This window comes from Streptococcaceae bacterium ESL0729 (assembly GCA_029391995.1).
Classification (GTDB): domain Bacteria; phylum Bacillota; class Bacilli; order Lactobacillales; family Streptococcaceae; genus Floricoccus.
Genome location: CP113924.1, coordinates 804,227 through 828,133 on the forward strand (window position 1 = coordinate 804,227; position 23,907 = coordinate 828,133).

19 protein-coding genes are annotated in these 23,907 nt (G+C 40.7%); 5 read left to right on the plus strand and 14 right to left on the minus strand.

What is annotated here, in order from left to right; translation table 11 throughout:
- Positions 1 to 27: 27 nt before the first annotated feature.
- The 6 genes from OZX68_04040 to parE all read right to left on the minus strand — a co-directional run bounded on the left by OZX68_04040 (position 28) and on the right by parE (position 10,072).
- Positions 28 to 1,776 carry an ABC transporter ATP-binding protein gene (locus tag OZX68_04040; GenBank protein WEV60105.1) on the minus strand — a complete coding sequence of 583 codons (1,749 nt, stop codon included), beginning with the start codon at positions 1,774 to 1,776 and terminating at the stop codon, positions 28 to 30.
- Positions 1,773 to 3,506, minus strand: coding sequence for an ABC transporter ATP-binding protein (locus tag OZX68_04045; protein ID WEV60106.1), 1,734 nt, complete (start codon positions 3,504 to 3,506; stop codon positions 1,773 to 1,775). Before OZX68_04045 ends, OZX68_04040 begins: the two co-directional genes overlap by 4 nt.
- A 133-nt stretch (positions 3,507 to 3,639) precedes the next feature.
- Positions 3,640 to 6,054 (minus strand): DNA topoisomerase IV subunit A, encoded by a 2,415-nt coding sequence (gene parC / locus OZX68_04050; GenBank protein ID WEV60107.1) that lies wholly within the window; start codon positions 6,052 to 6,054, stop codon positions 3,640 to 3,642.
- Positions 6,055 to 6,065: 11 nt separating this feature from the next.
- A complete protein-coding gene (locus OZX68_04055) occupies positions 6,066 to 6,719 on the minus strand; it encodes a TrkA family potassium uptake protein (GenBank protein ID WEV60108.1) in 654 nt (217 codons plus the stop codon).
- Between the two features lie 8 nt (positions 6,720 to 6,727).
- Positions 6,728 to 8,056, minus strand: coding sequence for a potassium transporter TrkH (locus OZX68_04060; protein ID WEV60109.1), 1,329 nt, complete (start codon positions 8,054 to 8,056; stop codon positions 6,728 to 6,730).
- A gap of 75 nt (positions 8,057 to 8,131) precedes the next feature.
- Positions 8,132 to 10,072, minus strand: a complete 1,941-nt coding sequence (gene parE, locus OZX68_04065) for a DNA topoisomerase IV subunit B (GenBank protein ID WEV60110.1) — start codon at positions 10,070 to 10,072, stop codon at positions 8,132 to 8,134.
- Between the two features lie 300 nt (positions 10,073 to 10,372).
- On the opposite strand from parE, the gene plsY reads away from it, so the two are divergent.
- The 5 genes from plsY to nrdF all read left to right on the plus strand — a co-directional run bounded on the left by plsY (position 10,373) and on the right by nrdF (position 14,926).
- Complete coding sequence (gene plsY / locus OZX68_04070; GenBank protein ID WEV60111.1) at positions 10,373 to 11,014, plus strand: glycerol-3-phosphate 1-O-acyltransferase PlsY; 642 nt, start codon at positions 10,373 to 10,375, stop codon at positions 11,012 to 11,014.
- A gap of 140 nt (positions 11,015 to 11,154) precedes the next feature.
- Positions 11,155 to 11,373, plus strand: a complete 219-nt coding sequence (gene nrdH / locus OZX68_04075; protein WEV60112.1) for a glutaredoxin-like protein NrdH — start codon at positions 11,155 to 11,157, stop codon at positions 11,371 to 11,373.
- On the plus strand, positions 11,374 to 11,730 hold the full coding sequence (gene nrdI, locus OZX68_04080; GenBank protein WEV60113.1) for a class Ib ribonucleoside-diphosphate reductase assembly flavoprotein NrdI: 357 nt from the start codon (positions 11,374 to 11,376) through the stop codon (positions 11,728 to 11,730).
- Positions 11,731 to 11,802: 72 nt separating this feature from the next.
- Positions 11,803 to 13,959: a class 1b ribonucleoside-diphosphate reductase subunit alpha gene (nrdE, locus tag OZX68_04085; protein ID WEV60114.1), complete on the plus strand. Its 2,157-nt coding sequence runs from the start codon at positions 11,803 to 11,805 to the stop codon at positions 13,957 to 13,959.
- A 13-nt stretch (positions 13,960 to 13,972) separates the two neighbouring features.
- On the plus strand, positions 13,973 to 14,926 hold the full coding sequence (gene nrdF, locus OZX68_04090) for a class 1b ribonucleoside-diphosphate reductase subunit beta (GenBank protein WEV60115.1): 954 nt from the start codon (positions 13,973 to 13,975) through the stop codon (positions 14,924 to 14,926).
- Between the two features lie 102 nt (positions 14,927 to 15,028).
- Here the strand turns inward: nrdF and mraY are convergent, their stop codons facing one another.
- From mraY to OZX68_04130, 8 genes are all read right to left on the minus strand, one after another.
- Positions 15,029 to 16,021, minus strand: coding sequence for a phospho-N-acetylmuramoyl-pentapeptide-transferase (gene mraY, locus OZX68_04095; GenBank protein ID WEV60116.1), 993 nt, complete (start codon positions 16,019 to 16,021; stop codon positions 15,029 to 15,031).
- Between the two features lies 1 nt (position 16,022).
- Entirely contained in the window at positions 16,023 to 18,260 is a 2,238-nt protein-coding gene (locus OZX68_04100) for a penicillin-binding transpeptidase domain-containing protein (protein WEV60117.1), read from the minus strand.
- On the minus strand, positions 18,257 to 18,634 hold the full coding sequence (gene ftsL, locus OZX68_04105; GenBank protein ID WEV60118.1) for a cell division protein FtsL: 378 nt from the start codon (positions 18,632 to 18,634) through the stop codon (positions 18,257 to 18,259). The genes OZX68_04100 and ftsL overlap by 4 nt, the downstream gene beginning before the upstream one ends.
- A 3-nt stretch (positions 18,635 to 18,637) precedes the next feature.
- Positions 18,638 to 19,594, minus strand: coding sequence for a 16S rRNA (cytosine(1402)-N(4))-methyltransferase RsmH (rsmH, locus tag OZX68_04110; GenBank protein ID WEV60119.1), 957 nt, complete (start codon positions 19,592 to 19,594; stop codon positions 18,638 to 18,640).
- A gap of 34 nt (positions 19,595 to 19,628) precedes the next feature.
- Positions 19,629 to 20,876 (minus strand): peptidoglycan bridge formation glycyltransferase FemA/FemB family protein, encoded by a 1,248-nt coding sequence (locus OZX68_04115; GenBank protein ID WEV60120.1) that lies wholly within the window; start codon positions 20,874 to 20,876, stop codon positions 19,629 to 19,631.
- Positions 20,877 to 20,980: 104 nt separating this feature from the next.
- Complete coding sequence (gene recN, locus OZX68_04120; protein WEV61372.1) at positions 20,981 to 22,642, minus strand: DNA repair protein RecN; 1,662 nt, start codon at positions 22,640 to 22,642, stop codon at positions 20,981 to 20,983.
- A 1-nt stretch (position 22,643) separates the two neighbouring features.
- On the minus strand, positions 22,644 to 23,069 hold the full coding sequence (locus tag OZX68_04125; GenBank protein WEV60121.1) for an ArgR family transcriptional regulator: 426 nt from the start codon (positions 23,067 to 23,069) through the stop codon (positions 22,644 to 22,646).
- Positions 23,070 to 23,081: 12 nt separating this feature from the next.
- Positions 23,082 to 23,894, minus strand: coding sequence for a TlyA family RNA methyltransferase (locus OZX68_04130; protein ID WEV60122.1), 813 nt, complete (start codon positions 23,892 to 23,894; stop codon positions 23,082 to 23,084).
- Positions 23,895 to 23,907 lie beyond the last annotated feature (13 nt).

The window sequence follows — 23,907 nt, forward strand, 5'->3', positions numbered from 1 at the left end:
AAAAAATAGACCCTGGGGTCTATTTTCTCACTCAGTAAACTGACTATTATAAAGGTCACTATAGAGGCCATCTGCTTGTAAAAGTTCCTCGTGATTTCCCTGCTCAACAATTGATCCATCCTTCATAACAAGGATTAAATCAGCATCCCTAATTGTTGAAAGCCTGTGGGCAATAACAAAGCTGGTCCGACCTTCCATGACCTTGTCCATAGCCTTTTGAATCAAGCTTTCAAGCCTTGTATCAACAGAACTTGTCGCCTCATCAAGAATTAAAATCTCAGGATCTGATATAACAGCCCGTGCAATGGTTAAAAGCTGCTTTTGCCCCTGGGAGATATTGTCTCCTTCGGCATTAATCAGCATGTCATAACCTTCTGGCATGGTACGGATAAAGTGGTCAACATTAGCTGTCTTAGCTGCATCAACAACTTCGTAATCAGTAGCATCAAGCTTCCCAAAACGAATGTTATCAGCAATTGTTCCCTCATACAGCCAAGCATCTTGTAAAACCATCCCAAACATCGAACGAACATCACTTCGCTCCATGGACTTAGTATCAATACCATCAATTTTAATGGAACCTTGTGTCACATCATAAAAACGCATTAAAAGATTAATTAGGGTTGTTTTACCAGCCCCTGTAGGACCTACAATGGCCACAGTCTGTCCTGCCTTAACCTTAAAGTTTAAGTTTTCAATCAAGGCTTTTTCAGGACTGTAAGAAAAGCTTACCCCTTCAAAGCTTACATCCCCATGGATTTTCTTGGGCAAAATCACAGGATTTTCAGTTTTTACCTCCTCAGGCTCATCCAAGATAGCAAAAACTCGACTTGAAGCTGCACTAGCACTTTGAAGGACTGATGAAAGCTGGGTAACATTACCCATGGGTTGACTAACCTGCCAGATATACTGGATAAAGGCCTGGAGCTGGCCGACCAGGATAACACCACTGATGGCATAGACACTTCCCACTACTGCAATCACAGCAAATGTTAGGTAGGCTGTCATCTGAACAAGAGGCATCATAAGACCTGAGATGAAGGCTGCCTTAAATCCATTGTCCCTTAGCTGGCCATTTACCTGTTTGAAGTTTTTAAGGGCACTTTCCTCCTGACCAAAAACTTTGATTACATTAAAACCTGTCATCGACTCTTGAACATAACCATTCATTTCACCAAGGGAATTTTGCATGGCTTGGAAGTAATTTTGAGAGTGTTTAACAACAAATTTTGAAATCAAAATTGATAAGGGAATCATGATAATTGCAATAAGGGCCATCACACTATTGATATAAAACATCATGGCAACTGCCATAACAATGCTTAAGATGGCATTGATAATACCTACAAAGGCTTGCTGGAAGGCGTTACTTACTGCATCCACATCATTTGTCATCCGCGATAAAATGTCACCCTGCTGGTTACTATCAAAGTAGGAAACAGGTAGGCGATTAATTTTTTCATCAATATCAGACCTTAGATCCTTCATGGAAGTTTGAACAACCCGGGTAACTAGAAGCCCTGCAATAAGCTGGAAGGCTCCGTATAAGAACCCGAGGATTATAATCAAAATCAGGGTCTGCTTGATATAGGCAAAGTTAATGGCTTCCTTTTGGGCCAGATTTTTGGCAATTTCTGATGTTGGAAGACCTACGGCATAGGGAACTGCAACGCTAAAGGCTACAGTTAGGACGGTAAAGACGATTACCAGGTAAAAAGATATTTTATATGGCTTGATATAGTGCCATATCCTCATTAAAGAAGAAAAAGTTTTCATTTTTTCAATTCCTCCTCTGAAAGTTGTGAGCTTGCAATGTCATAGTAAATTGGGCAGCTTTCAAGAAGTTCCCTGTGACTACCAATTCCTACTACATCTCCTTCGTTAAGAACAACAATCTTGTCAGCATCCATAATGGTTCCCACCCTTTGAGCAACAATTAAAAGGGCTGAATGTTTGGTCACTTCCTTAAGACTGGCTCTTAACTTCTTGTCAGTTGCATAGTCAAGGGCTGAAAAGCTGTCATCAAAGACAAAGATTTCAGGCCTTCTGATAATCGCCCTTGCAATGGCAAGCCTTTGACGCTGACCACCAGATAAGTTTGAACCACCTTCTGAAATTTTTGAGTCAAAACCATCAGGTAATTTAGAAATAAACTCAGAGGCCTGGGCAATCCGACAGGCAAACTCCATGTCCTCAATACTTGCATCTTCCTTACCAAAGCGAAGGTTGTCAGCGATTGTCCCCTTGAAAAGCAAGGCCTTTTGGGGAATGAAGCCAATCCTACTTCTTAGGGCATGGGGATTAAAGTCACGAACGTCAACTCCGTCAACTAATACCCTTCCCTGACTGACGTCAAAGAATCTTGGAATCAGCTGAACAAGGGTTGATTTCCCGCTTCCTGTACTTCCAATAAAGGCTACAGTCTCACCAGCCTTGGCCTCAAAACTTACATTACGGATAACGGGTGTCTCAGAAGGTCCAGGATAGGCAAAGGTCACATTATCAAAAACTAGATGACCATGTTCCTTGGTTTCCTTGATTCCATCTTCTTTTATCTCAACTAAAGGCATGGTATCAAAAGCTTCCTGGATACGACTAGCTGATACAGAAGCCCGTGGATACATCATAAAGACTGTCGCAAAAAGCATGAATGAGAAGAGGGCATGGAAGATATATTCGATGAAGGCTACTAGATCTCCTAGCTTCAAACTCCCGGCATCAATTTGGATACTTCCCTGCCAGATTATAAGCACCATAACGACATTAAAGAGAACAAAGAATCCTGGCTGAGCTGACGCCATCAGGCTAAAAAGTTTGGTTGATGTACTTGCGTAAGCATCATTTACCTTCTTAAAACGCTTGTTTTCAAACTTTTCATTAACAAAGGCTCTGATAACTCTTAGTCCCGACAGATTTTCCCTCAAAATGGCATTTATTTTATCCAGATTGTGTTGCTGCTTGCTAGAAATGGGCTCAGAAACTAGAGCAATCAGGACAACTCCAACCAGCAAGAAGGGGAGGGCTGCTAGAACATACCAGCCAAGAGTCATATTTGCTCCCATGACCAAATATAAGCTGATTGAAAACATGAGAGGTGCGGTAAAGCCGATTCGCAGCACATTTTGCATGAATAGCATAATTTGATAGGCATCATTTGTAACCCTTGTTATAAGGGATGAAACACCTAGGGCTTCATATTCATTATGAGAGTAGGTCTGGATCTTTTCATAAAGATCATCTCTAATGTCAGCTGTAATATTTGCCGTAATCCTTGAGGTTACATAACCTAGAGCAATATTCAGGCTAACTCCTACAACAATAATTCCAAGCATCAGCCAGCCCATCTTATAGATATAGGGCTTGTCCTGGCCGGGAATTCCGCTATCAATCATCCAGGCCAAAATTGTTGGTAATCCTAGTTCGATTAAAATAAACCCCAGTACACAAATTAAATTCATAAATAAAAGTTTTTTATTTTTTATGGTGTACTTCCACATTAATTTCAATGAATTTGCCTCCTTTTTATTATTCTACCTTAATAGTATAGTAGTATGTCATAGTTAGTGTATCATAATTTTTTAATAAATGCCCTTTATCTGAAAATCATTGCAAATAATAGAAAAAAAGATTCAGCCTAAGCTAAATCTTTCCCTCTATTACCTCTTTGACACCTTTTTCCAGGGCTTCATCAAAGATGAAAGAACCATTACTTGTCCTTTCACTTAGACCAAGATCTGATAAGTTAATATCAAATTTTTTAAGGATTAAAGAGGTTACTTGAAGGGCTGTTGAAGGGCTAGCATTTCCAGCTGCAAATACTTGATGGGGTGCTTTTTTAAGCTCCCTTAAGGTTAAGAGTCCTCTTTTAGCCCTACTTGTAGGCTGAATATCATCAACCTTCATCTTCTTAAGTGCCCCCCTCTGACTTAAGAGATAAAATTCCTGACTCCTGATAATAAAGGCTGCTGCGAGTTCATCATCATCCTTAAGGTTAATAGCCTTAACTCCTGCTGCCTTGGCACCAAGGACTGGAACTTCAGACATGCTAAAGCGAAGGGCGTAACCAAATCTTGTAAGAAGCATGATTTGGTCAGCCTCCTGACATACTTCGACCTTTAAAACACGGTCATCAGTTGATTTAAGCTTAGCAAACTTGGTTGATTTTGACTTATAAGTCCGCCAAGGTTTAAGGTCTTCTAGGGATAGACGCTTAATCTGACCTGCCTTTGTTACTGAACTAAAGAAGAGTTCTGCTTCAAAGTCTGTAATAATTTGAGCATGAACCACCCTTTCATCAGCCTCAAAATTACTTACCGTCTGAGAAAGATGCTCTCCAATATCCTTCCATCTGATGTCAGAAAGTTCATGAACGGGCCTATAAATAAGATTGGCAAGGTTTGTAAAGACTAACAGATGAGCTGTTGTCTTAGTGTTCTCTAAAAGAACAAGCTCGTCTTCATCTTTTTTACCCAGCTCCTCAGGCTTACTAGCAGCGTAACTTCTTGGCGTCGTTCTTTTAATATATCCGTCACGGGTAATTGACACGTAGGTCTCTTCCTCACTAATCAGACTTTCAGCCTTAATCTCAACCAGCTCCACCTGATCAACCAAGCTACTTCTTCTTGGGCGTGAAAATTTCTTTTTGACCTCACGCAATTCACGCTTCATGACATTAAAGAGGGTTCTTTCATCACCAATAATAGCTTTAAGGGTCGAAATTTTTAGCTTAAGCTCTTCTTCCTCTTTTTCAAGGGCCACAATATCTGTATTAGTCAGACGGTAAAGCTGGAGGACAACAATGGCTTCTGCCTGGTCATCAGAAAAACCATAGGATATCTTAAGATTCTCCTTGGCGTCAGCCTTATTTTCACTGGCCCGAATTAGGGCTACAACCTCATCAAGAATACTTAAAACCTTAATCAGACCCTCAACAATATGAAGCCGCTTTTCAGCCTTCTTCAAATCAAAACGGCTGCGAGCCAAGATAATTTCACGGCGGTGGCTAATATAGCTCCTTAGGATTTCAATAATACCCACCTGCCTTGGTGTCATCTTATCAATGGCTACCATATTAAAATTGTAGTTGGTTTGAAGGTCTGTATACTTGTATAGATAGTTTAAGATAAGCTTTTCATCCGCATCCTTCTTAAGCTCAATGGCAATCCTTAAACCATCTCGGTCAGATTCATCACGCACTTCAGCAATTCCTGTAAGCTTTTGATTGAGCCTGATGTCATCGATTTTTTTAACCAAACTCGCCTTGTTGACCTCATAAGGAATCTCAGTAACGATAATCTGCTTTTTACCAGCCTTTAAATTCTCGGTAGTGGTCTTACTTCTAAGAACAATACGACCTCGCCCGCTTTCATAGGCTTTTTTTATCTCATCCTTGCCTTGAATTATGGCACCTGTTGGAAAATCTGGCCCCGGAATAATCTCCATTAATTTTTCAACCTGGACATTAGGACGGTCAATCATATAAATGGCCGCATCAATCACCTCATTTAGATTGTGGGGTGGAATTTCGGTCGCATAACCTGCTGAAATACCTGTTGATCCATTGACCAAAAGATTAGGATAGCTTGCTGGAAGAACGGTCGGTTCTTTTTCTGTATCATCAAAGTTCCAGGCAAAAGGTACTGTCTCTTTTTCGATGTCCGCTAAAAGGTAGGCTGAAATCTCACTAAGCCTAGCCTCAGTATAACGCATGGCAGCAGGCGGGTCCCCGTCCATACTTCCGTTATTTCCGTGCATCTCAATTAGGGGCTCCCCCATCTTCCAGTCCTGACTCATCCGAATCATGGCGTCATAGATGGAGCTATCTCCGTGGGGGTGAAAATTCCCCATGACATTACCAACCGACTTGGCACTCTTCCGATAAGCCTTATCAAAGGTATTGCCATCCTTATTCATGGAATAAAGAATTCGCCTTTGAACAGGTTTTAAGCCATCACGAATATCAGGAAGGGCCCGCTCCTGAATAATATATTTTGAATAACGTCCAAAACGTTCCCCCATAATATCCTCAAGGGATAAATTTTGTATATTTGACATTTTTTCTCCTACTAAATCATGTTGCTTAGGCTTGAGACAGTACCTTTTTCACCGAGGACGTAGATAAAGTCACCCAAGTGGATGACAGCATCCCCCCGGCCAATCTCAGTACTGCCGTCTTTATGCCTTATCATGGCAACATTTATTTCATGTTTTTCATAGAAACCTATCTCTGAAATTTTCTTTCCCTCAAACTTGGGATTATTGACCTTCATTTCCGCAAACATCATGTCATGTGATATTTCAAAATACTCAAAGATATTGCGGTTGACTAACTTTTCAGCCAAATTCCTGCCAGCATCATCTTCTGGCTGGATAATGACATCTGCTCCAACCTTGGCTAAAACCTTGGCCTGAATGGGTGTTGCAGCCTTTGCAATCACCGTCTTTACCCCAAGCTCCTTGGTCAAAAGGGTGGTCAAGGTGCTGGCCTGCTCGTTTTCCCCGATGGCCACAACCACATAGTCAAAGTCCCCAATGGCAAGACTTTTAAGCATTCTTTCATCCTGGGCGTCACCTATGACAGCCTGGGTTGCTATATCCATATAATCATTAACCAGATTCTCATTTTGATCGATGGCAAGAACTTCCTGGCCCCTTTCAATAAGGCCCTTAACTACACTTCCACCAAAACGTCCCAGACCAATAACTGCATATGATTTCATATTTTCTCCTAACCAACAATAACCTGTTCCTTGGGATATTTAAAGTAAGTATCTTTTTTATCCCTATGGTTGATTGTATAAATTGTTGTAAAAAGACCAATTCGTCCGACAAACATAAGAACGATTATTAATAGCTTGCCAATAACTGATAAGTCTGGTGTCATTCCCATGGAAAATCCTGCCGTTGAGATTGCGGCTATCACCTCAAAGATAATATACTCAATTCCATTATGCTCAGGCACCTTTTCAGTCAGTAAAAGGATAAAGAGACTAATAAAGGTCACTGACATGTAAAGGAAGATAACCTCATAGACCTGCATGATCGTAGACAAAGGAATAGTCCTGTAGTGATAGGTCGTCTCCTCCTCCCGCCTTAAAATAGCCCGAATATTTAATAGTAATACTCCAAAGGTGGTCGTTTTTATCCCACCAGAGGTCGACCCACTGGTCCCCCCGATAAACATTAAAACCATGGTCAAAAAGACACCCGCATAGGCCATATTATTATAATCATAGATGGTAAAACCTGCCGTCCTTGGACTCACTGCCAAGAAGAAGTTTTGACTCAAGTAATTGAGAATGTTCCCGTCAAAATCCTTAAAATTAATAATCATAAAAAGTAAGGTTCCCCCTACAACCAATAGGACTGCCATAACAAGGGCAATCCGGGTATGAAGGCTTAGCTTGGGATTATTTTTATAATTAAGTAAGTCCATCCAAATGATAAAGCCAAAGCCCCCTGATAAAATTAAAAGTGACATGACAGTTAACACATAGGGATTATCAGTGAAATCCATGAGTGAATTACCAAAAAGGTCAAAACCTGCATTGGAAACAGCTGACACCGAGTGAAAGATACTGTACCATAAGCCCTTGGTCAAACCAAATAAAGGCACAAAGGACACAGCCAAAAGGAGAGCTCCCCCAACCTGAATCAGGGCCATCATCTTGATAATATACTTAATCAAATAAAAGGCTCGTCCAGAACTTGCAAAGCTATAAGACTCTTTGATGACCATTGAATATTTGAGGCTGGGATTTTGCCCTGTCAAAGTAAGAAGCATGACAACCACCGTCATAAAACCAAGGCCGCCTACCTCATTCATAACAAGGATGGCAAGCTGGCCCCAAAAGGACCAATGATAGGCTGTTGGAAGAGTGGTAAGGCCTGTAACGCAGGTCGCACTTGTAGCTGTAAAAAAGGCATCTAACAGGTGGGTAACCTGACCTGTCTTACTGGAAAAAGGCATCATCAGAACAAGGGTTCCTAACAAAATAATCAAAAGAAAGCCAAGGCTTATAATTTGAGCTGGTTTTAGTTTACTAAAAAACTTCATATATCCCCACAATCTAGCAAGTCATCTTCTAAATCTCTTAAGCTGACCAATCTAGTTAATTATAGCCAGTCTGACTTAAAAAATTACCTGCCCGTCTTCTTCAAGGGTAAATTTAACATTATCTTCAATCCACTTCCTTCGTGGTTCAACCTTGTCTCCCATAAGGACTGACACCCTACGCTCAGCCTGGGCTACATCATCCAAGGTAACTCGGATTAAGGTTCTTGTAGTAGGGTCCATGGTTGTCTCCCAAAGTTGATCAGCATTCATCTCACCTAGCCCCTTGTAGCGTTGTAGGCTTGAATTCTTACCAAATTCTTTTCGCAAGTCATCAAGCTCACTGTCTGTCCAAGCATAGGCCGTCTTCTCTTTTTTACCCTTACCCTGGCTCATCTTATAAAGAGGGGGTAGAGCAATATAAACCTTACCTGCCTCAACTAGGGGTTTCATATACCTGTAAAAGAAGGTTAAGAGAAGGATTTGAATGTGGGCCCCGTCCGTATCCGCATCGGTCATGATAATGACCTTGTCGTAATTGACATCAGCGATATTAAAGTCAGCACCCACTCCTGCTCCAATGGTATAAATCATGGTATTGATTTCTTCATTTTTCATGATATCAGAAATCTTTGCCTTCTCAGTGTTGATTACCTTACCACGCAAGGGTAAAATGGCCTGAAATTTACGGTCTCGTCCTTGCTTGGCAGAGCCTCCAGCAGAGTCTCCTTCAACCAAATAAAGTTCATTTTTCTGGGGATTTTTTGACTGGGCTGGCGTTAATTTCCCTGACAAAAGACCCTTGTCTTTTTTAGTCTTCTTACCAGTCCTTGAATCTTCTCGGGCACGCCTTGCAGCTTCACGGGCCTCACGAGCCTTAATGGCCTTACGAATCAGACCTTGGGCAATCTCTCCGTTCTCCATGAGAAAATAAGATAGCTGGGTGCCAACAAGACCCTCAACTACTGGTCGAGCTAGGGGACTGCCTAGCTTATCCTTGGTTTGACCCTCAAATTGCAGGTGCTCTTCAGGGACAAGAATGGAAAGGACAGCTGAAAGTCCCTCACGGTAGTCACTACCATCAAGATTCTTATCCTTGTCCTTTAAGAGGCCAATTTTTCTGGCATAGTCATTCATGGCCTTGGTTAAAGCTGTCTTGAATCCTGTTTCATGGGTCCCGCCGTCTCTAGTTCTAACATTATTTACAAAACTTAAGATGTTGTCTGAGTAGCCATCATTATATTGAAGGGCCACTTCCACCTGAAAGTCTGCCTCATCACCTGCAAAATACATGACAGGAGTTAGGGTGTCCTTGTCCTCATTAAGGTAGGATACAAAATCCTTAACCCCATTTTCATAGTGGAAAGAATCCTTCTTATCATCTCTTTCATCCGTAAGGGTTAAAGTCACATCTTTAAGCAGGAAGGCCGTCTCATTTAAGCGATCAAAGATGGTATTATACTTGTAATTTACAGTTGAGAAAATCTTAGAATCAGGCATAAAGCTAACTTTTGTCCCGCTAGCCTTTTTGGGAGCCGTACCAATCTTTTCAAGACCTGTTACTGGCTTTCCACCATCTTCAAAACGCTGTTTATAGATGTGTCCGTCTCTTGTAATCTCAACTTCAAGCCAAGATGATAGGGCATTAACAACACTTGACCCCACTCCGTGGAGTCCCCCCGAGGTTTTATAACCCCCTTGACCAAATTTTCCTCCAGCATGAAGGACGGTGAAAATAACCTCAACTGTGGGTATTCCCATCTTATGCATTCCTGTAGGCATACCTCGCCCGTGGTCTGCTACACTTATGGAATTATCAGCATGAATTACAACATCAATTTGATCTCCAAAGCCACTTAAGGCCTCATCAACTGCATTGTCAACAATCTCATAGACCAGATGGTGGAGTCCTGCTGAATCCGTGGAACCAATATACATTCCAGGCCTTTTTCTTACCGCATCAAGTCCTTCTAAAACCTGAATGGCATCATCATTATAATGATTAATATCAATCGTCATTTTTAACCTCTAAACTAGTTGAACCCTTACCTAGTAAAAGCCTCTAAAGGCCTTATCTAAAGGCGTAAGGGTCCTAATACTTGGTGCCTCGCACCTTTCATCCCCATATTATACGGGAAAAAAACTATTTTTACCAATAAATTTGAGAAGCTTTAACAGGCTGAGTAAAAACAGGTAAGAAAGTTCAAGCCTTAAATCAGTCTGTATCATAAGCTTTCTGTCCTGGGTCACAATCTATTATTTTTTTAAAATTGTAATTTTCTTTCATTTCTGGGCATCTTTTTTTGCTATAATAGGCCTATGAAAGTTATAATTTTATTAATTACTGCCTACCTTTTAGGTTCCATCCCTTCTGGGCTTTGGATTGGCAAGATATTTTTTGGAAAAAATTTACATGATTATGGCAGTGGAAATACTGGAACTACCAACACTTTTAGGATTCTTGGAAAAAAAGCCGGCATCGTGGTTTTTGTTTGTGATGTTTTAAAGGGAGTTTTAGCCACTGCCCTGCCCATGATTTTTCACATTAACGGCATCTCACCTGCTATCTTTGGTTTGATTGCAATTTTTGGTCATACTTGTTCAATTTTTGATGGCTTCAAGGGAGGAAAGGCCGTTGCCACCAGTGCGGGAATGATTTTGACCTACAACCCCCTCTTTTGCCTCTTTCTCTTCATCATCTTTATGATTTCCCTTTATTTGACAAGCATGGTTAGCTTTTCAAGTATCACCATTTGTTTGGCGGCAGTTCTTGCGGTTACGATTTTTCCAGCCTTCCACTTTATATTCAATTCCTATGATCCAGTCTTTTTAATTTTAATTCTTATCCTTGCGATTTTCATCATCTACAAGCATCGGGACAATATTAAAAGAATCAAAAATCATGAGGAAAATTTGGTCACTTTTGGATTAAATTTAACCAAGCAAAAGCCCCAAAAATAAGAGTTTAGCACCTATAAAAACACTAAATATAGTAGTTGAGTCTTTCTAAGACACTAGATATAGTGTTTTTTTTACTTGCCAAAATAGAAATTTTATTTTAGAATTATTGAATAAGAAAAGCAAGATAAGGAGTTAATATTATGGTAACAGTGTTCTCAAAAAACAACTGCATGCAGTGTAATATGGTCAAAAAATGGCTCAATGACAAGGGAGCTCAGTTCAAGGAAATCAACCTTGATGAACAACCAGAATACATAAGCCAGGTCAAGGAGATGGGCTTTATGGCAGCACCTGTTGTCTCAAATGGTGAGATTGCCTTCTCAGGTTTTCGCCCTGGGGAACTTGCTAAGTTAGTCTAAATGAAAATAGCCTACTTTTCAGTTACAGGTCAAGTTAAGCGTTTTGTAGGAAAGCTTGGCCTGGAAAATTTTGATATTACTGATTTTTCGGAAGATGATGCAAGTAACGACTACATCCTCATCGTCCCGACCTATGAGGAGATGATTACCGAGCCAGCCACTGATTTTTTGGAGGACCATCTGGATGGATGTGTTGGAATCATGGGGTCTGGCAACCGGAATTTTGGTGATGATTTTGTTTTTACCGCAAAAAACTTGGCAAAAGCATACGACAAACCCATGCTTTATGCCTTTGAGTTTAATGGAACCCAAGAGGATGTCGAAAATGTCCTCAATATAATAGAAGAAATTAAATGATTTATCCCTAAAATTTGCGACAATTTGGACTATCCTATTGTGGCAAATTTTTATTTATGAATTGGAGAATTTATGTCCTTAAAAAACCTTGGCGACGTTAGCTACTTTCGTCTAAATAATGAAATCAACATCCCAGTAAATGGTCAAATCCCCCTTCACAAGGATCAGGAGGCCCTAGAAGCCTTTTTTGCTGAAAATGTGAGGCCAAATCTCAAGACTTTTTCAAGCCTTCGTGAACGTTTTGACTACCTCCTTGAAAATGACTACATTGAACACGATTTTTTAAAACTTTATGATTTTACTTTCGTTGAGGAATTAAATGACTGGCTTTATGCCCAAGATTTCCACTTTAAGTCATTCATGGCGGCCTACAAATTTTACCAACAGTATTCAATGAAAACCAATGATGGAGCCTACTATCTTGAAAATATTGAAGATCGTATTCTCTTAAATGCCCTTTATTTTGCTGATGGAGATGAAGAACTTGCTCGCAGCATTGCTGATGAAATCATCAATCAACGCTATCAGCCGGCAACTCCAAGCTTTTTGAATGCTGGACGTAGCCGCCGCGGGGAGCTTGTATCTTGCTTTTTAATCCAGCCGACAGATGATATGAACTCAATCGGACGCTCAGTAAATAGTGCCCTTCAACTTTCTCGTATCGGTGGTGGGGTTGGAATCAACCTTTCAAACCTTCGTGAGGCAGGAGCTCCCATCAAGGAGATTCAAAATGCTGCAAGTGGTGTTGTTCCTGTTATGAAGCTTTATGAAGATTCATTTTCTTATTCCAACCAACTGGGTCAAAGGCAGGGAGCTGGTGTTGTTTACTTAAATGTTTTCCACCCAGACATTATTGCCTTTCTTTCGACCAAGAAGGAAAATGCTGATGAAAAAGTACGGGTCAAGACCCTGTCTCTTGGGATAACCATTCCTGATAAGTACTATGAACTTGTCAAAAACAATGAAGACATGTATCTCTTTAGCCCCTATGATGTTGAGCGAATCTACGGGGAGCCCTTCTCTTATGTGGATATCACCTCTGAATACGAGGCCATGGTCGCAAATCCCCATATTGCCAAGAAAAAAATCCGTGCCCGTGACCTGGAGCAGGAGATTTCAAAACTCCAACAGGAATCAGGCTACCCTTACATCATAAATATCGATACAGCCAACAAGACTAACCCAATCGACGGAACAATCGTCATGAGTAACCTTTGTTCGGAAATTCTTCAGGTGCAAAAACCAAGCATTATTAGAGATGATCAGACCTATGAAGAACTTGGAACAGATATCTCATGTAACCTTGGTTCAACTAATGTTGTCAATCTAATGCAAACAAGTGACTTTGAAAAATCAATTGATGCTATGGTTAAGGCTTTGACTTACATCACAGATAAGTCATCAATTAATGCTGTTCCTTCAATCAGATATGGTAATGAGCAGGCCCACACAATTGGCCTTGGTGCCATGGGACTTCACTCCTACTTTGCCCAAAACCATATCGAATATGGAAGCCCTGAATCAATTGAATTTACAGACATCTACTTTATGCTTTTAAACTACTACTCACTTCTTTCAAGCATGAAGATTGCTCGTGATCGTGGTGTAAAATTCAATAATTTTGATCAATCAAAATATGCAGATGGCAGCTACTTCGACTCTTATTTAGAAGACGAAATCATTCTCACACCTAAAATGTCAGAACTTTTTGCAGGCATCCACATTCCTTCAAAGGCAGATTGGACAAGACTGCGTGATAATGTGCAAAAATATGGTCTTTATCACCAAAATAGACTGGCTGTAGCTCCAAATGGTTCTATCAGCTACATTAATGATGTTTCAGCAAGTATCCATCCTATTACCCAAAGGATTGAGGAACGTCAGGAGAAGAAAACAGGTAAGATTTACTACCCAGCCCGTGGTCTTGCAACAGATACCATTCCCTACTATACAAGTGCCTATGACATGGACATGCGTCGTGTGATTGATGTCTATGCAGCTGCTACTAAGCATGTTGACCAAGGACTTAGTCTTACTCTTTTCATCCGTTCAGAGATGCCAGAAGGTCTATACGAATGGAAAACAACACCTAAACAAACCACCCGTGACTTAAATATCCTGCGTAACTATGCTTGGAAACAGGGAGTTAAGAGCATCTACTACATCAGAACCTTTACTGACAATGGAGATGAGGTTGGTGCCAACCAATGTGAAAGCTGTGTAATTTAATATGGAGAATCAAATGAACAACTACTACAAGGCCATTAACTGGAACGCAATCGAGGATATGATTGATAAATCAACCTGGGAAAAGCTGACTGAGCAATTCTGGCTGGATACCCGTATTCCCCTTTCAAATGACCTAGATGACTGGCGTCATTTGTCAGAAGCTGAAAAAGACCTAGTTGGTAAGGTTTTTGGGGGACTTACCCTACTTGATACCGTTCAATCAGAAACTGGTATGGATAGCCTTCGTGCTGACGCACGAACTCAACATGAGGAAGCAGTCCTAAATAACATCCAGTTCATGGAAAGTGTCCACGCCAAAAGCTATTCAAGTATCTTTTCAACCCTTAATACCAAAAGTGAAATTGACGACATCTTCAACTGGGTGGCTGAGAATGAGGCCCTTCAATATAAGGCTCAAAGGGTTAATGGAATTTATAAGGACGGGACTCCTTTGGAGAAAAAAGTAGCAAGTGTCTTTTTAGAAACCTTCCTCTTCTACTCAGGATTCTTTACCCCCCTTTACTATCTTGGAAACAACAAATTATCAAATGTAGCTGAAATCATCAAACTTATTATTCGTGATGAATCTGTCCACGGGACCTACATCGGCTACAAGTTCCAACTGGGCTATAATGAACTAAGTCCTGAGGAGCAAGAGTCAATCAAGATGTGGGCCTATGACCTTCTTTATGAGCTTTACGAAAATGAAGAACGCTATACTGATGAGCTTTACAAGGATCTTGGCTGGAATGAAGAGGTTAAGACCTTCCTCCGTTATAATGCCAATAAGGCTTTGATGAACCTTGGATTTGAACCTCTTTTCCCTGATAATGCCAGTGATGTTAATCCAATCGTTATGAATGGTCTTTCAACAGGAACAAGTAACCACGACTTCTTCTCTCAAGTTGGTAATGGCTACCTCCTTGGTCAGGTCGAAAGCATGCTTGACTCAGATTATGACTATTAATTATTACATATAAAAAAAGCAGACTGGGTCTGCTTTTTTTCTTATCTTTTTTACTCATTTTATATGGATTAAAAAAATCTCGGAATTTATCCGAGATTTACTTTAATTAATATGAAAGTAGATGAGAAGGGCTAGAATGCTTCCAAGAAGGCCAATGCCCCAGAAGAAGAAGTCAACCTTCCATTCACTCCAAGCTTTTCCGTGACCACTAAGTCCACCAAGTTCAAAATGATGATGGACGGGAGTCATCCGGAAGATTCTTTTACCGCCTGTAGCCTTAAAATAGCTAACCTGCATCATAACAGACAAGGTCTCAAAGACATAGACAATCCCAATCAAAAGTAGGGTCCACTCCACATGCAAAAGAATTGAAATCACAGCTAGAAAACCGCCTAAGGCAAGGCTTCCCACATCTCCCATGAAAATTTTTGCAGGCTTATGATTGTAGCTAAAGAAGGCTAAAAGTCCACCAATTGTCGTCATGATAATCAAAAGAATATCATACTGTCCTTGATGAATTGCGATAACTGCATAAGCGATCAGAGAAATGACAACTGAAATACTTGCCAGACCATCAATTCCATCAGTCAGGTTAACAGCATTTGAAAAGCCGACCAGCCAGAAGATTAGGAAAAAGGCAAAGAAGATTCCAACATTCCACTTGAAGCCAAAGATATTAATGAAGTTTGCTCCCTCCTCGTGCATGTAAAGGAGGTAGGCAAAGATTCCTGTTAATATTTGGGCAAGAAGTTTTTGAATGCTGGTCAGTCCTTGATTTATCTGCTTGAAAACCTTGAGAAAATCATCAGCAAAGCCAACTCCTGCATAGGCTGCAAAGACCAGCCAGGCAATCCAGAAGGCTGGGCTCAAAAGATTAAAAACTACAGCAAAGATTAGGGAGGTCACAAGTGAGCTGATGATGAAGACTATCCCTCCCATGGTTGGAGTCCCAGCTTTTTTTGCATGCTGGTGGACATCCTCATGCATCTGCTGGCCACCAATCTTCTTCTTGTGGAAGAATTTGATAAATTGCGGGATACCAAAGAAGCAAGCAATAAAGCTTACAAGCCCTGCAATTATTATTTGTAAAGTCATTTTAAGCTCCTAAATCTACAGTTAATTTTTGATTTTTCGATAACTGGGTGTTCATGGCAATACTTTGCCCGATAACCTTGTTACCAGTCCCTGAGAATTCCAGATCAAGATCCATCCACTCAGCAAATTTTTCAATGTCATACTTGGTCCAAGCAAAGACATCAGGCATTTCAATCTCCCCATCCGTTAAGAGAAGAACCCTACGGTTTGGATCAACACTTGTTCCCTCACTTAGGGACTGTTTAACGACCTTATCGCCTGTACCAATTACCACTGGGGCAAGAATTTGCCTTCTGAGGCCTTCTGCCACAGTTCCAGGATTTTTATCAAGATAGTTTTCAATCTTAATCTTTTCATTAGGAAGACCCATGCTATTTGTTGATAGGGTATCCTTCATTTCCATGGCCCTTGTTAAAATTGGATTGGCTACATCTGAAATGTAAGACAAACTCCAAGTCTTAGGAATTTTTACAGTCATATACATGATAAATTCTGGATTATCAGTCGGTGTTATGGCTACAGCAGAGAAGATATAGTTGTTATCTCCAGTCATATAGCTACCATTTTGGGCAATCTGTGCGGTACCTGTTTTGACTGATACCTTCTGTCCTTCAACTTGGAAGTAAGGCTCCTTGGTTAGCCCATTATAGGCTGTACCAAAGTGAGGGTCAGTCCCAACATTTACCATGTACTGGAGGGTTTGGTTGGCTGAAGAAGCATCAACTGGCTTTCCAATAATCTCTGGCAGTACCTGCTTGACCTTGTTATCTGTAACAATCTTACTAATATAGTGAGGTTCTAGCATGACTCCACCATTAGTAATGGATAAAAAGCCTCGCAACATCTGAACTTCTGTTACGTCAATCCCTTGACCAAAGGCACTCATGGCTGTTGTTACCACATTGGCGTCTGGGAATTGTCCAGAACTTTCATGGCCCACACCCATATAGGTTGAGGTACCAAACTTAAAGCGTTTGAGGTAATCCCGCCAAGCACTTTCACCTAATTTTTGCTCCAAAAGGGTCATCCCAATATTACTTGAATATGAGAAACCTTGAGCAAAGGTCATGGTCTTACCCTTAGGATTATTTGCGAAATCCCAGTCATGAATTGATGTATCAGCAATTTTAAGGGTACCACTTGTGTAAGTATCATCAGGGTTAAAGATACCCTGATTGATGGCAGAAGCTAGGGTAAAGACCTTCATGGTTGATCCAGGCTCATAGTTGGCCTGGTAAAGAAGGTTGTTCCAGGTAAAGTTTTCTGAATCATAGCCCGTCTTTGTATCAGGGTTGAAGGTCGGCCTTTGACTGGTTGCAAGAATCTCACCAGTATCCGCCTTAACTAGGGTAGCTACCACTTCTTGAGCCCCTGAGTCAGCATAGGATTTATCAAGTAAAGTTTCAAGATAAGTTTGAAGGGACACATCAAGAGTTGTATAGACATCACTACCATTAACAGCCTCCTTGGTTGACTCGGTTGTTCCTGGAAGGGGCACGCCCATAGTATTTTTTTGGAAGGTTTGAAGACCATTAGTCCCGCTTAAAATTGAATTAAGACTTGCTTCAAGACCATTTTGTCCAGCCAGACCCTGAGTTTCATCATCAGCATCCCGAAGGCCTGCTACTCCAATAAAGTGTGAGGCAAATTTTCCATTAGGATAACTTCTTGATAGGTGGGGCTCAAAACTTATCCCCTTAATGCCCTCTTCCTTGGCCCGGGCTTCAATGGTACTACGGGTATTGTAGTCAATATTTGAACCCTTATTTCCAAAGTAGACATAATTGATGTTTTTATTATTCAACTGTTTTTTAACATAGTCAGAATCCATCCCTAAAACATCCTTAAATAGACTTTCAATTTTACTAAAATCATCGCTATCTGCATAAAGGCGTGCATTGCCGACACCGACATAACGCTCATCCTTAATAACAGACACTGTATAAGAGCTTGAATCAATAGCTATGGGAACTCCGTGTCGGTCAAAAATAGTTCCCCTCTTGGCCTGAATAACTTGGGTTTCCTGAAAGTTCTTTTTGGCCTTTGAGCTAAGCTCTTCTCCTGCCACCTTGTCTGTTGCTACAATCCAAATCAATCTTCCAGAGAAGACGACAAAGATTAAAAAGGTAACAATGAAGAAATTTTGACCCATGGCCTTTCTATTTTTACCTGGCGTTCTCCTAACTCGCATGATGTAGTCCATCATTTTCTTAAAAGGAGCTAGTAATTTTTCTTTCATTTGCTTGCTTTCCTAATATTTTTATCATTTAGCTTTAAATTTTCCTTCTCAGCGATTTTCAAGACCCTATCAGACCTTGATAACTCTTGAATCTGCTGATTAAGCTCCTCTTGTCTGGTCTTTTGTTGGGAAATGTTATACTGGATACCACCAAGTTTTTCCTCTGTTTGAAAGATTCTAGTCTTTACAAAGATGATTGCGACTGCCATTATTATGATGGTTGCAACCAATGAAAAATAGAATATTTTTTCGATGGTCGAGTACTTCCTAAATTTTTTCGCAAGAAGGCTTGAAGAAAGGGACTCAGCCCGGATATTATAGCTATCCTTGTGGGCTGCGTCACTTATATTAACTGGTTTTTTTGATCTGGCCATGACTTACCTCTTCACTTCCCCTTCTCGTAACTTAAGGGCCACTCTTAGCTTAGCACTGTGGGCTCGGTTATTATGCTCAAGTTCTTCAGGACTTGCAAGAATAGGCTTTCTATTAACCAGCTTAAGTGTCGGAAGCATATCATCAGGAATCATGGGAAGGCCACGAGGCACGTCAACCGTGCTGTATTCCTTAAAGATGGTCTTGGTCAAACGGTCTTCCAAAGAATGGAAGGTGATGACTGAAATCCTACCATCAATGTCTAAAATATCGATGGCCTGCTCAATTGAATCTTCTGCAGCACCCAGCTCATCGTTTACTTCAATCCGAATGGCCTGAAAGACCCTCTTAGCAGGATGGCCCTTTTTCTTAAGCTCCTTTTGAGGAAGAGCCGACTTGATTAAGTCAGCCAGCTCAGTTGTGGTCTCAATTGGAGCAATCTTTCTTTGGGCTTCAATTTTTCTAGCAATCTGCTTTGAGTACTTTTCTTCCCCGTAGCGGAAAAAGATGCGGACTAAGTCATTGTAGCTGTAGTCGTTCACCACTTCATAGGCCGAAAGCTTCGAGCTTTGATCCATTCTCATATCAAGCCTTGCCTCATTACGGTAGGAAAAGCCACGCTCAGCGTCATCAAATTGGGGACTTGAAACGCCCAAGTCATAGATAATTCCATCAATTTTATCAACCCCAAGCTCAGCCAGGGCTACCTTTAGATTTCTAAAGTTATCTTTTACAAGGACCACACGGCCTGCCTCAATGTGTTCAGCTAATTTTTTTTGGGCATTATCATGGGCCACCTGATCTTGGTCAAAGGCATAGAGGCGACCACTTGTAAGCTTACTTAAAAGGTAGCTTGTGTGACCGGCCCCACCCATGGTTGCATCAACGTAAATTCCATCAGCCTTTACGTCAAGCATATCCACAGTTTCATGTAGTAAAACTGTCTCGTGTTTAAAATCCATACTTACTCTCTTTCAACTACCGCTAAGCATTAACCTAGCCCCTACCTAGAAGGGATTTTAAGGTAGTTATTACTTTATATTTTAATTTATTAGGATAGTAGGTGAAATCTCCTATCTTCTCTTCGATGTAGCCTTTAAAATTCTGCTTAAAGCCAAGGACTCCGTCACTACCATCAAATATTCCTGAAATTCCATAAAAATTATAGCGAGAAATTTTTTGATCCATGGCCTTTTTCATTACAAATTCCTGGATGGCAAAAGGTGCATAGAACTTCTTATATTTATCATAACTTCCACTAAAGAGGTAGACAAGCTCTGATTTTGAGTAGATAAAAAGTCCAACTGAAGCGATAATGTCCTCTTGACCAAATTCACGAATTAAGTCATCTGCTTCTTCAATCCTCTTGGTATAGGTTGAAATCTCTGCCACTTGTTCTCTTTTTTGGTTGTTCTTCTTCCGTGAATTTGGATTTAAGGCTAAAAATTCCTCAATGGCTAGAAGATTTTTTTCAAGCTCTTCCTTGCGTTCTAAAAGACTTGCCTTATATTCCTTAAAATTTATTTGGGCCACTAAAAAGTCAGCCAAATCTTCAAAATTTTTGTAAACATCTTGGTAATAAGTCAGGCTCTTATCCTCATAGCCCCGTCTCTTGGCCGTATGAAGGGTAACCTCCTTAAATTTTGCTAGCTCATCATAGGACATCTTTCTGACCTTAATGCCAAACTGCCTGGTTTTTTTAATGCTGTACTGGCCGTCCTTGGTAAAGGACTTGAAAAGGGCCTTGTAATCCACATAGGGCTGTAAATCCTTGGCATACTGCCAGCCTAAAATCTCACCTGTCTTACTTCTTTCAAAGGACAAAGCTTCCATCTTAGCCCTAAGATTAGAGTGAACGTCCTGCTTGTCACTACCATCGCTGGCATATGTTGCAGCATCAATATTTGGCCTAACAACAAGCTCCAAGACATTTTTCTTCTTGGCATAATTCTTTAACTCTTCTAGGAAGAACAGGTAGGCGTCCTCATTATATTCCTTGTAGATGGGCCCGTAGTTAAGTTCCATATGAAAGCCACCCATCATTTTTTTACTGATAACAAGGGCTGTTAGAAGGGGTAGGGTGTCCTGGCTAGCAAAGACCGCTAAAAATTCACAGGTCCAGCCTTGATCAGTCAAGGTTTTTGCCATACCTTCAGTCTGCTGAAAACTTGAAGATTCTAATTTTTCTTTTGAATATTTGTCAAATTCATTTACAGATATTTCCTTAAAGTAATAATTTTTCAAAATAAATCTCCAAATTCTTTCATAATTCTTTCATTTACAATCTATATCTATCTAAAAAAGGCTTAAAAAGCCTTTAATATTATACCATATTTTCAGTATTTTTTTTAGTTAATATTTAGAAGCCGCTCAGCCTGAGCGAGGGCCTCCTTGGTAATGTCATCACCAGCAAGCATCTTAGCCACTTCTTCAATCCGCTCAGCCTTAGAAAGTCTTCTAACAGTTGATTTTGTTACATTGTCACTGCTTTCCTTTTCAATGTAAAACTGCGTATCAGCAATGGCGACAACCTGGGGCAGATGGGAGATGCAAAGAACCTGGCCAGCGGTCGAAATCTTGTAGATTTTATTGGCTATGGCCTGAGCCACCCGACCAGAAACTCCCGTATCAACCTCATCAAAAACAATACTTGTCTTATTTTCCTTCCTTGAAAATGATGATTTTATGGCAAGCATGAGCCTGCTTAATTCACCACCTGAGGCTGTTTTAGCAAGGGGTTTAAAACCTTCTCCTGGATTGGTCTGAATGAAAAATTCAACATGTTCATTACCCTGCCTGCTAAATTTTGACTTCTTGAAGTCAACCTTAAAGTCGGCCTTCTCCATGTAGAGGTCTTGAAGTTCCCGCTTGATATCAGCTTCAAGACTTGCTGCTAACTTTCTTCTAGCCTGATTTAACTTGTCACTGGTAAGAACAAGCTTGCGTTCAGCCTCCTTAACAAGGGATTCCAAACTCTCATCAGCACTGTCATCTCCTGTAAGACCTGTTAACTCCTGCTTGATATTTTCAAGATAGGTCAAAACATCATGCAGCTCAGGCCCATATTTTTTCTTAAGGGTGGCCAGATGAGAAATCCTGTCCTCAAGAAAAATTAATTCATGGGGATTAAAGTCAAGGTCATTCAAGGCCTTTGAGATACTTGCTGTTAGGTCTTCTAAGACATAATAGCTTTCAGTCAATTTGCCCGCTATCTCCTTGTAGGTGGGAGAAAAATCCTCAATGGCTTCCATCTCATTCATGGCCTGCCTAATGTTTGAAAGGCTCGAATAATCTTCGTCATCAAGAGAGGTATAGGCTGAACTTAGGGAATCAATAATATTTTTACTGTTTGCTAGAAGGGCCCTTTGGCCTTCAAGAAGGCTATCTGCTTCAAGGTCAATCTGAGCCCCTTCGATTTCATCCACCTGAAAGAGGAGAATATCAATTCTTTGGGCGAATTCCTGCTCATTTCTTTTACGGTCAATGAGCTTTTTTCTAAGTTTTTTATACCTTTCAAAATTTTCCTGGTAGACTTCCTTGAGCTCTAAGAAATCCTGGTCACCAAATTCATCAAGCATAAGCTGATGCATCTTAACATCCATCAGCTCCTGGTGATCATGTTGGCCATGGATATCTACCAGCTGTTCACCAATTTCCTTGAGGGTACTTAGGTTGACCATGTGGCCATTTATCCGGCAAACACTGCGTCCGCTTGAAAAAATTTCCCGCCTTAAAATCAGCTCTCCCTGGTCTTCAATTCCAAGAGAATTAAGCTTATCCTTTAAAAAAGCACTTGATTCATAGAAAAAAAGGCCCTCAATCTGCGACTTATCAGCACCCTTGCGTACAAAGGCTGAGCTGGCACGACTTCCCAGTAAAAGATTCATAGCATCAATGATTATTGACTTACCAGCACCCGTCTCACCTGTTAGTATTGTCATTCCATTATCAAATTGCAGGTGAATATCTTCAATAATGGCAAAATTTTTAATGGAAATATCTTGTAAAATTTTACTCACCTCCTAGAAAGCGATAGGTAATCCTTGCATCCTCGTCTGAATTTGCTACCAATAAGATGCTGTCATCATCTGATATCAAAGAAAAAATTCGCTCTTCACAGAGGGAGTTAATTTTCCTCTTTAGTAGCATGGCGTGCCCTGGGCTTGTTTTTATAGCCACCATCTTATCCATCAATTTAATGTCCCTGACTAAGGCAGTAAGGGTTTGATTGCCACTGAGATTGGGAAGATTATAGCGGTAACCACCTGACTTAGCTGGTACCTTTACAAGCCCCATCTCCTTAATGTCTCTCGAAACCGTGGCCTGGGTTACATCAATCTTTTTGTCTTCAAGGGCTTGAACCAACTCCTCCTGGGTTTTAATATCCTGATCAGAAAGGAGTTCTTCAATCATTTTAATTCGGTCTAATTTTTTCATCCCTACTATTACCTATCCCTTTAAGTCCTCATGTGCTAAGGCTACAACCCTACTTATCTCCTCTTGGCTAACGGCCTTATTCCCACCGTCTTTTTTAAGGTGCACCAAAAATTCGACATTTCCGTGACCTCCCTTAATGGGCGAGTAGGTCAGATTTAAGCTTGAAAAGCCAACCTTTTGGGCTGTATTTATAACCCTGTTAATGGTTTCCTTATGAACCTTGGCATCTTTTATGATTCCATTTTTTCCGACCTGCTCCCGGCCCGCTTCAAACTGTGGCTTAATCAGGGCCACAACTTGACCCTCATCTTCTAAAATCTCAAAAAGAGGGGGAAGGATTAGATCAAGGGAGATGAAGCTTACATCAATACTTGAAAAACTTGGCAGGCCACTTGTAAAGTCACTAGCTTTAGCATAACGGAAGTTAAATTGCTCCATGACCACCACCCGCTCGTCACTTCTTATCTTCCAAGCCAGCTGGTTGGTTCCAACGTCTAGGGCATAGCTTAGGGCAGCTCCTGATTGGAGCATAACGTCTGTAAATCCTCCGGTTGAAGCCCCAATATCAAGCACCCGCCGTCCCTCAACAGATATATCAAAATAAGCTAGGGCTCGCTCAAGCTTAAGGCCTCCTCGTGACACATACTTTAGTTTTTCACCCTTAATATGAAGCTCACTTGAAGCGTCTATCTTCTCACCTGGCTTATCAAAACGCAGGTTATCTGCGTTGTAGACAAGACCTGCCATAATTCCTCTTTTGGCCTTCTCCCTTGTATCAAAAAGCCCCTGTTCATAGGCTAGAACATCAACACGTTCCTTTACCATTTTACCTCCAATT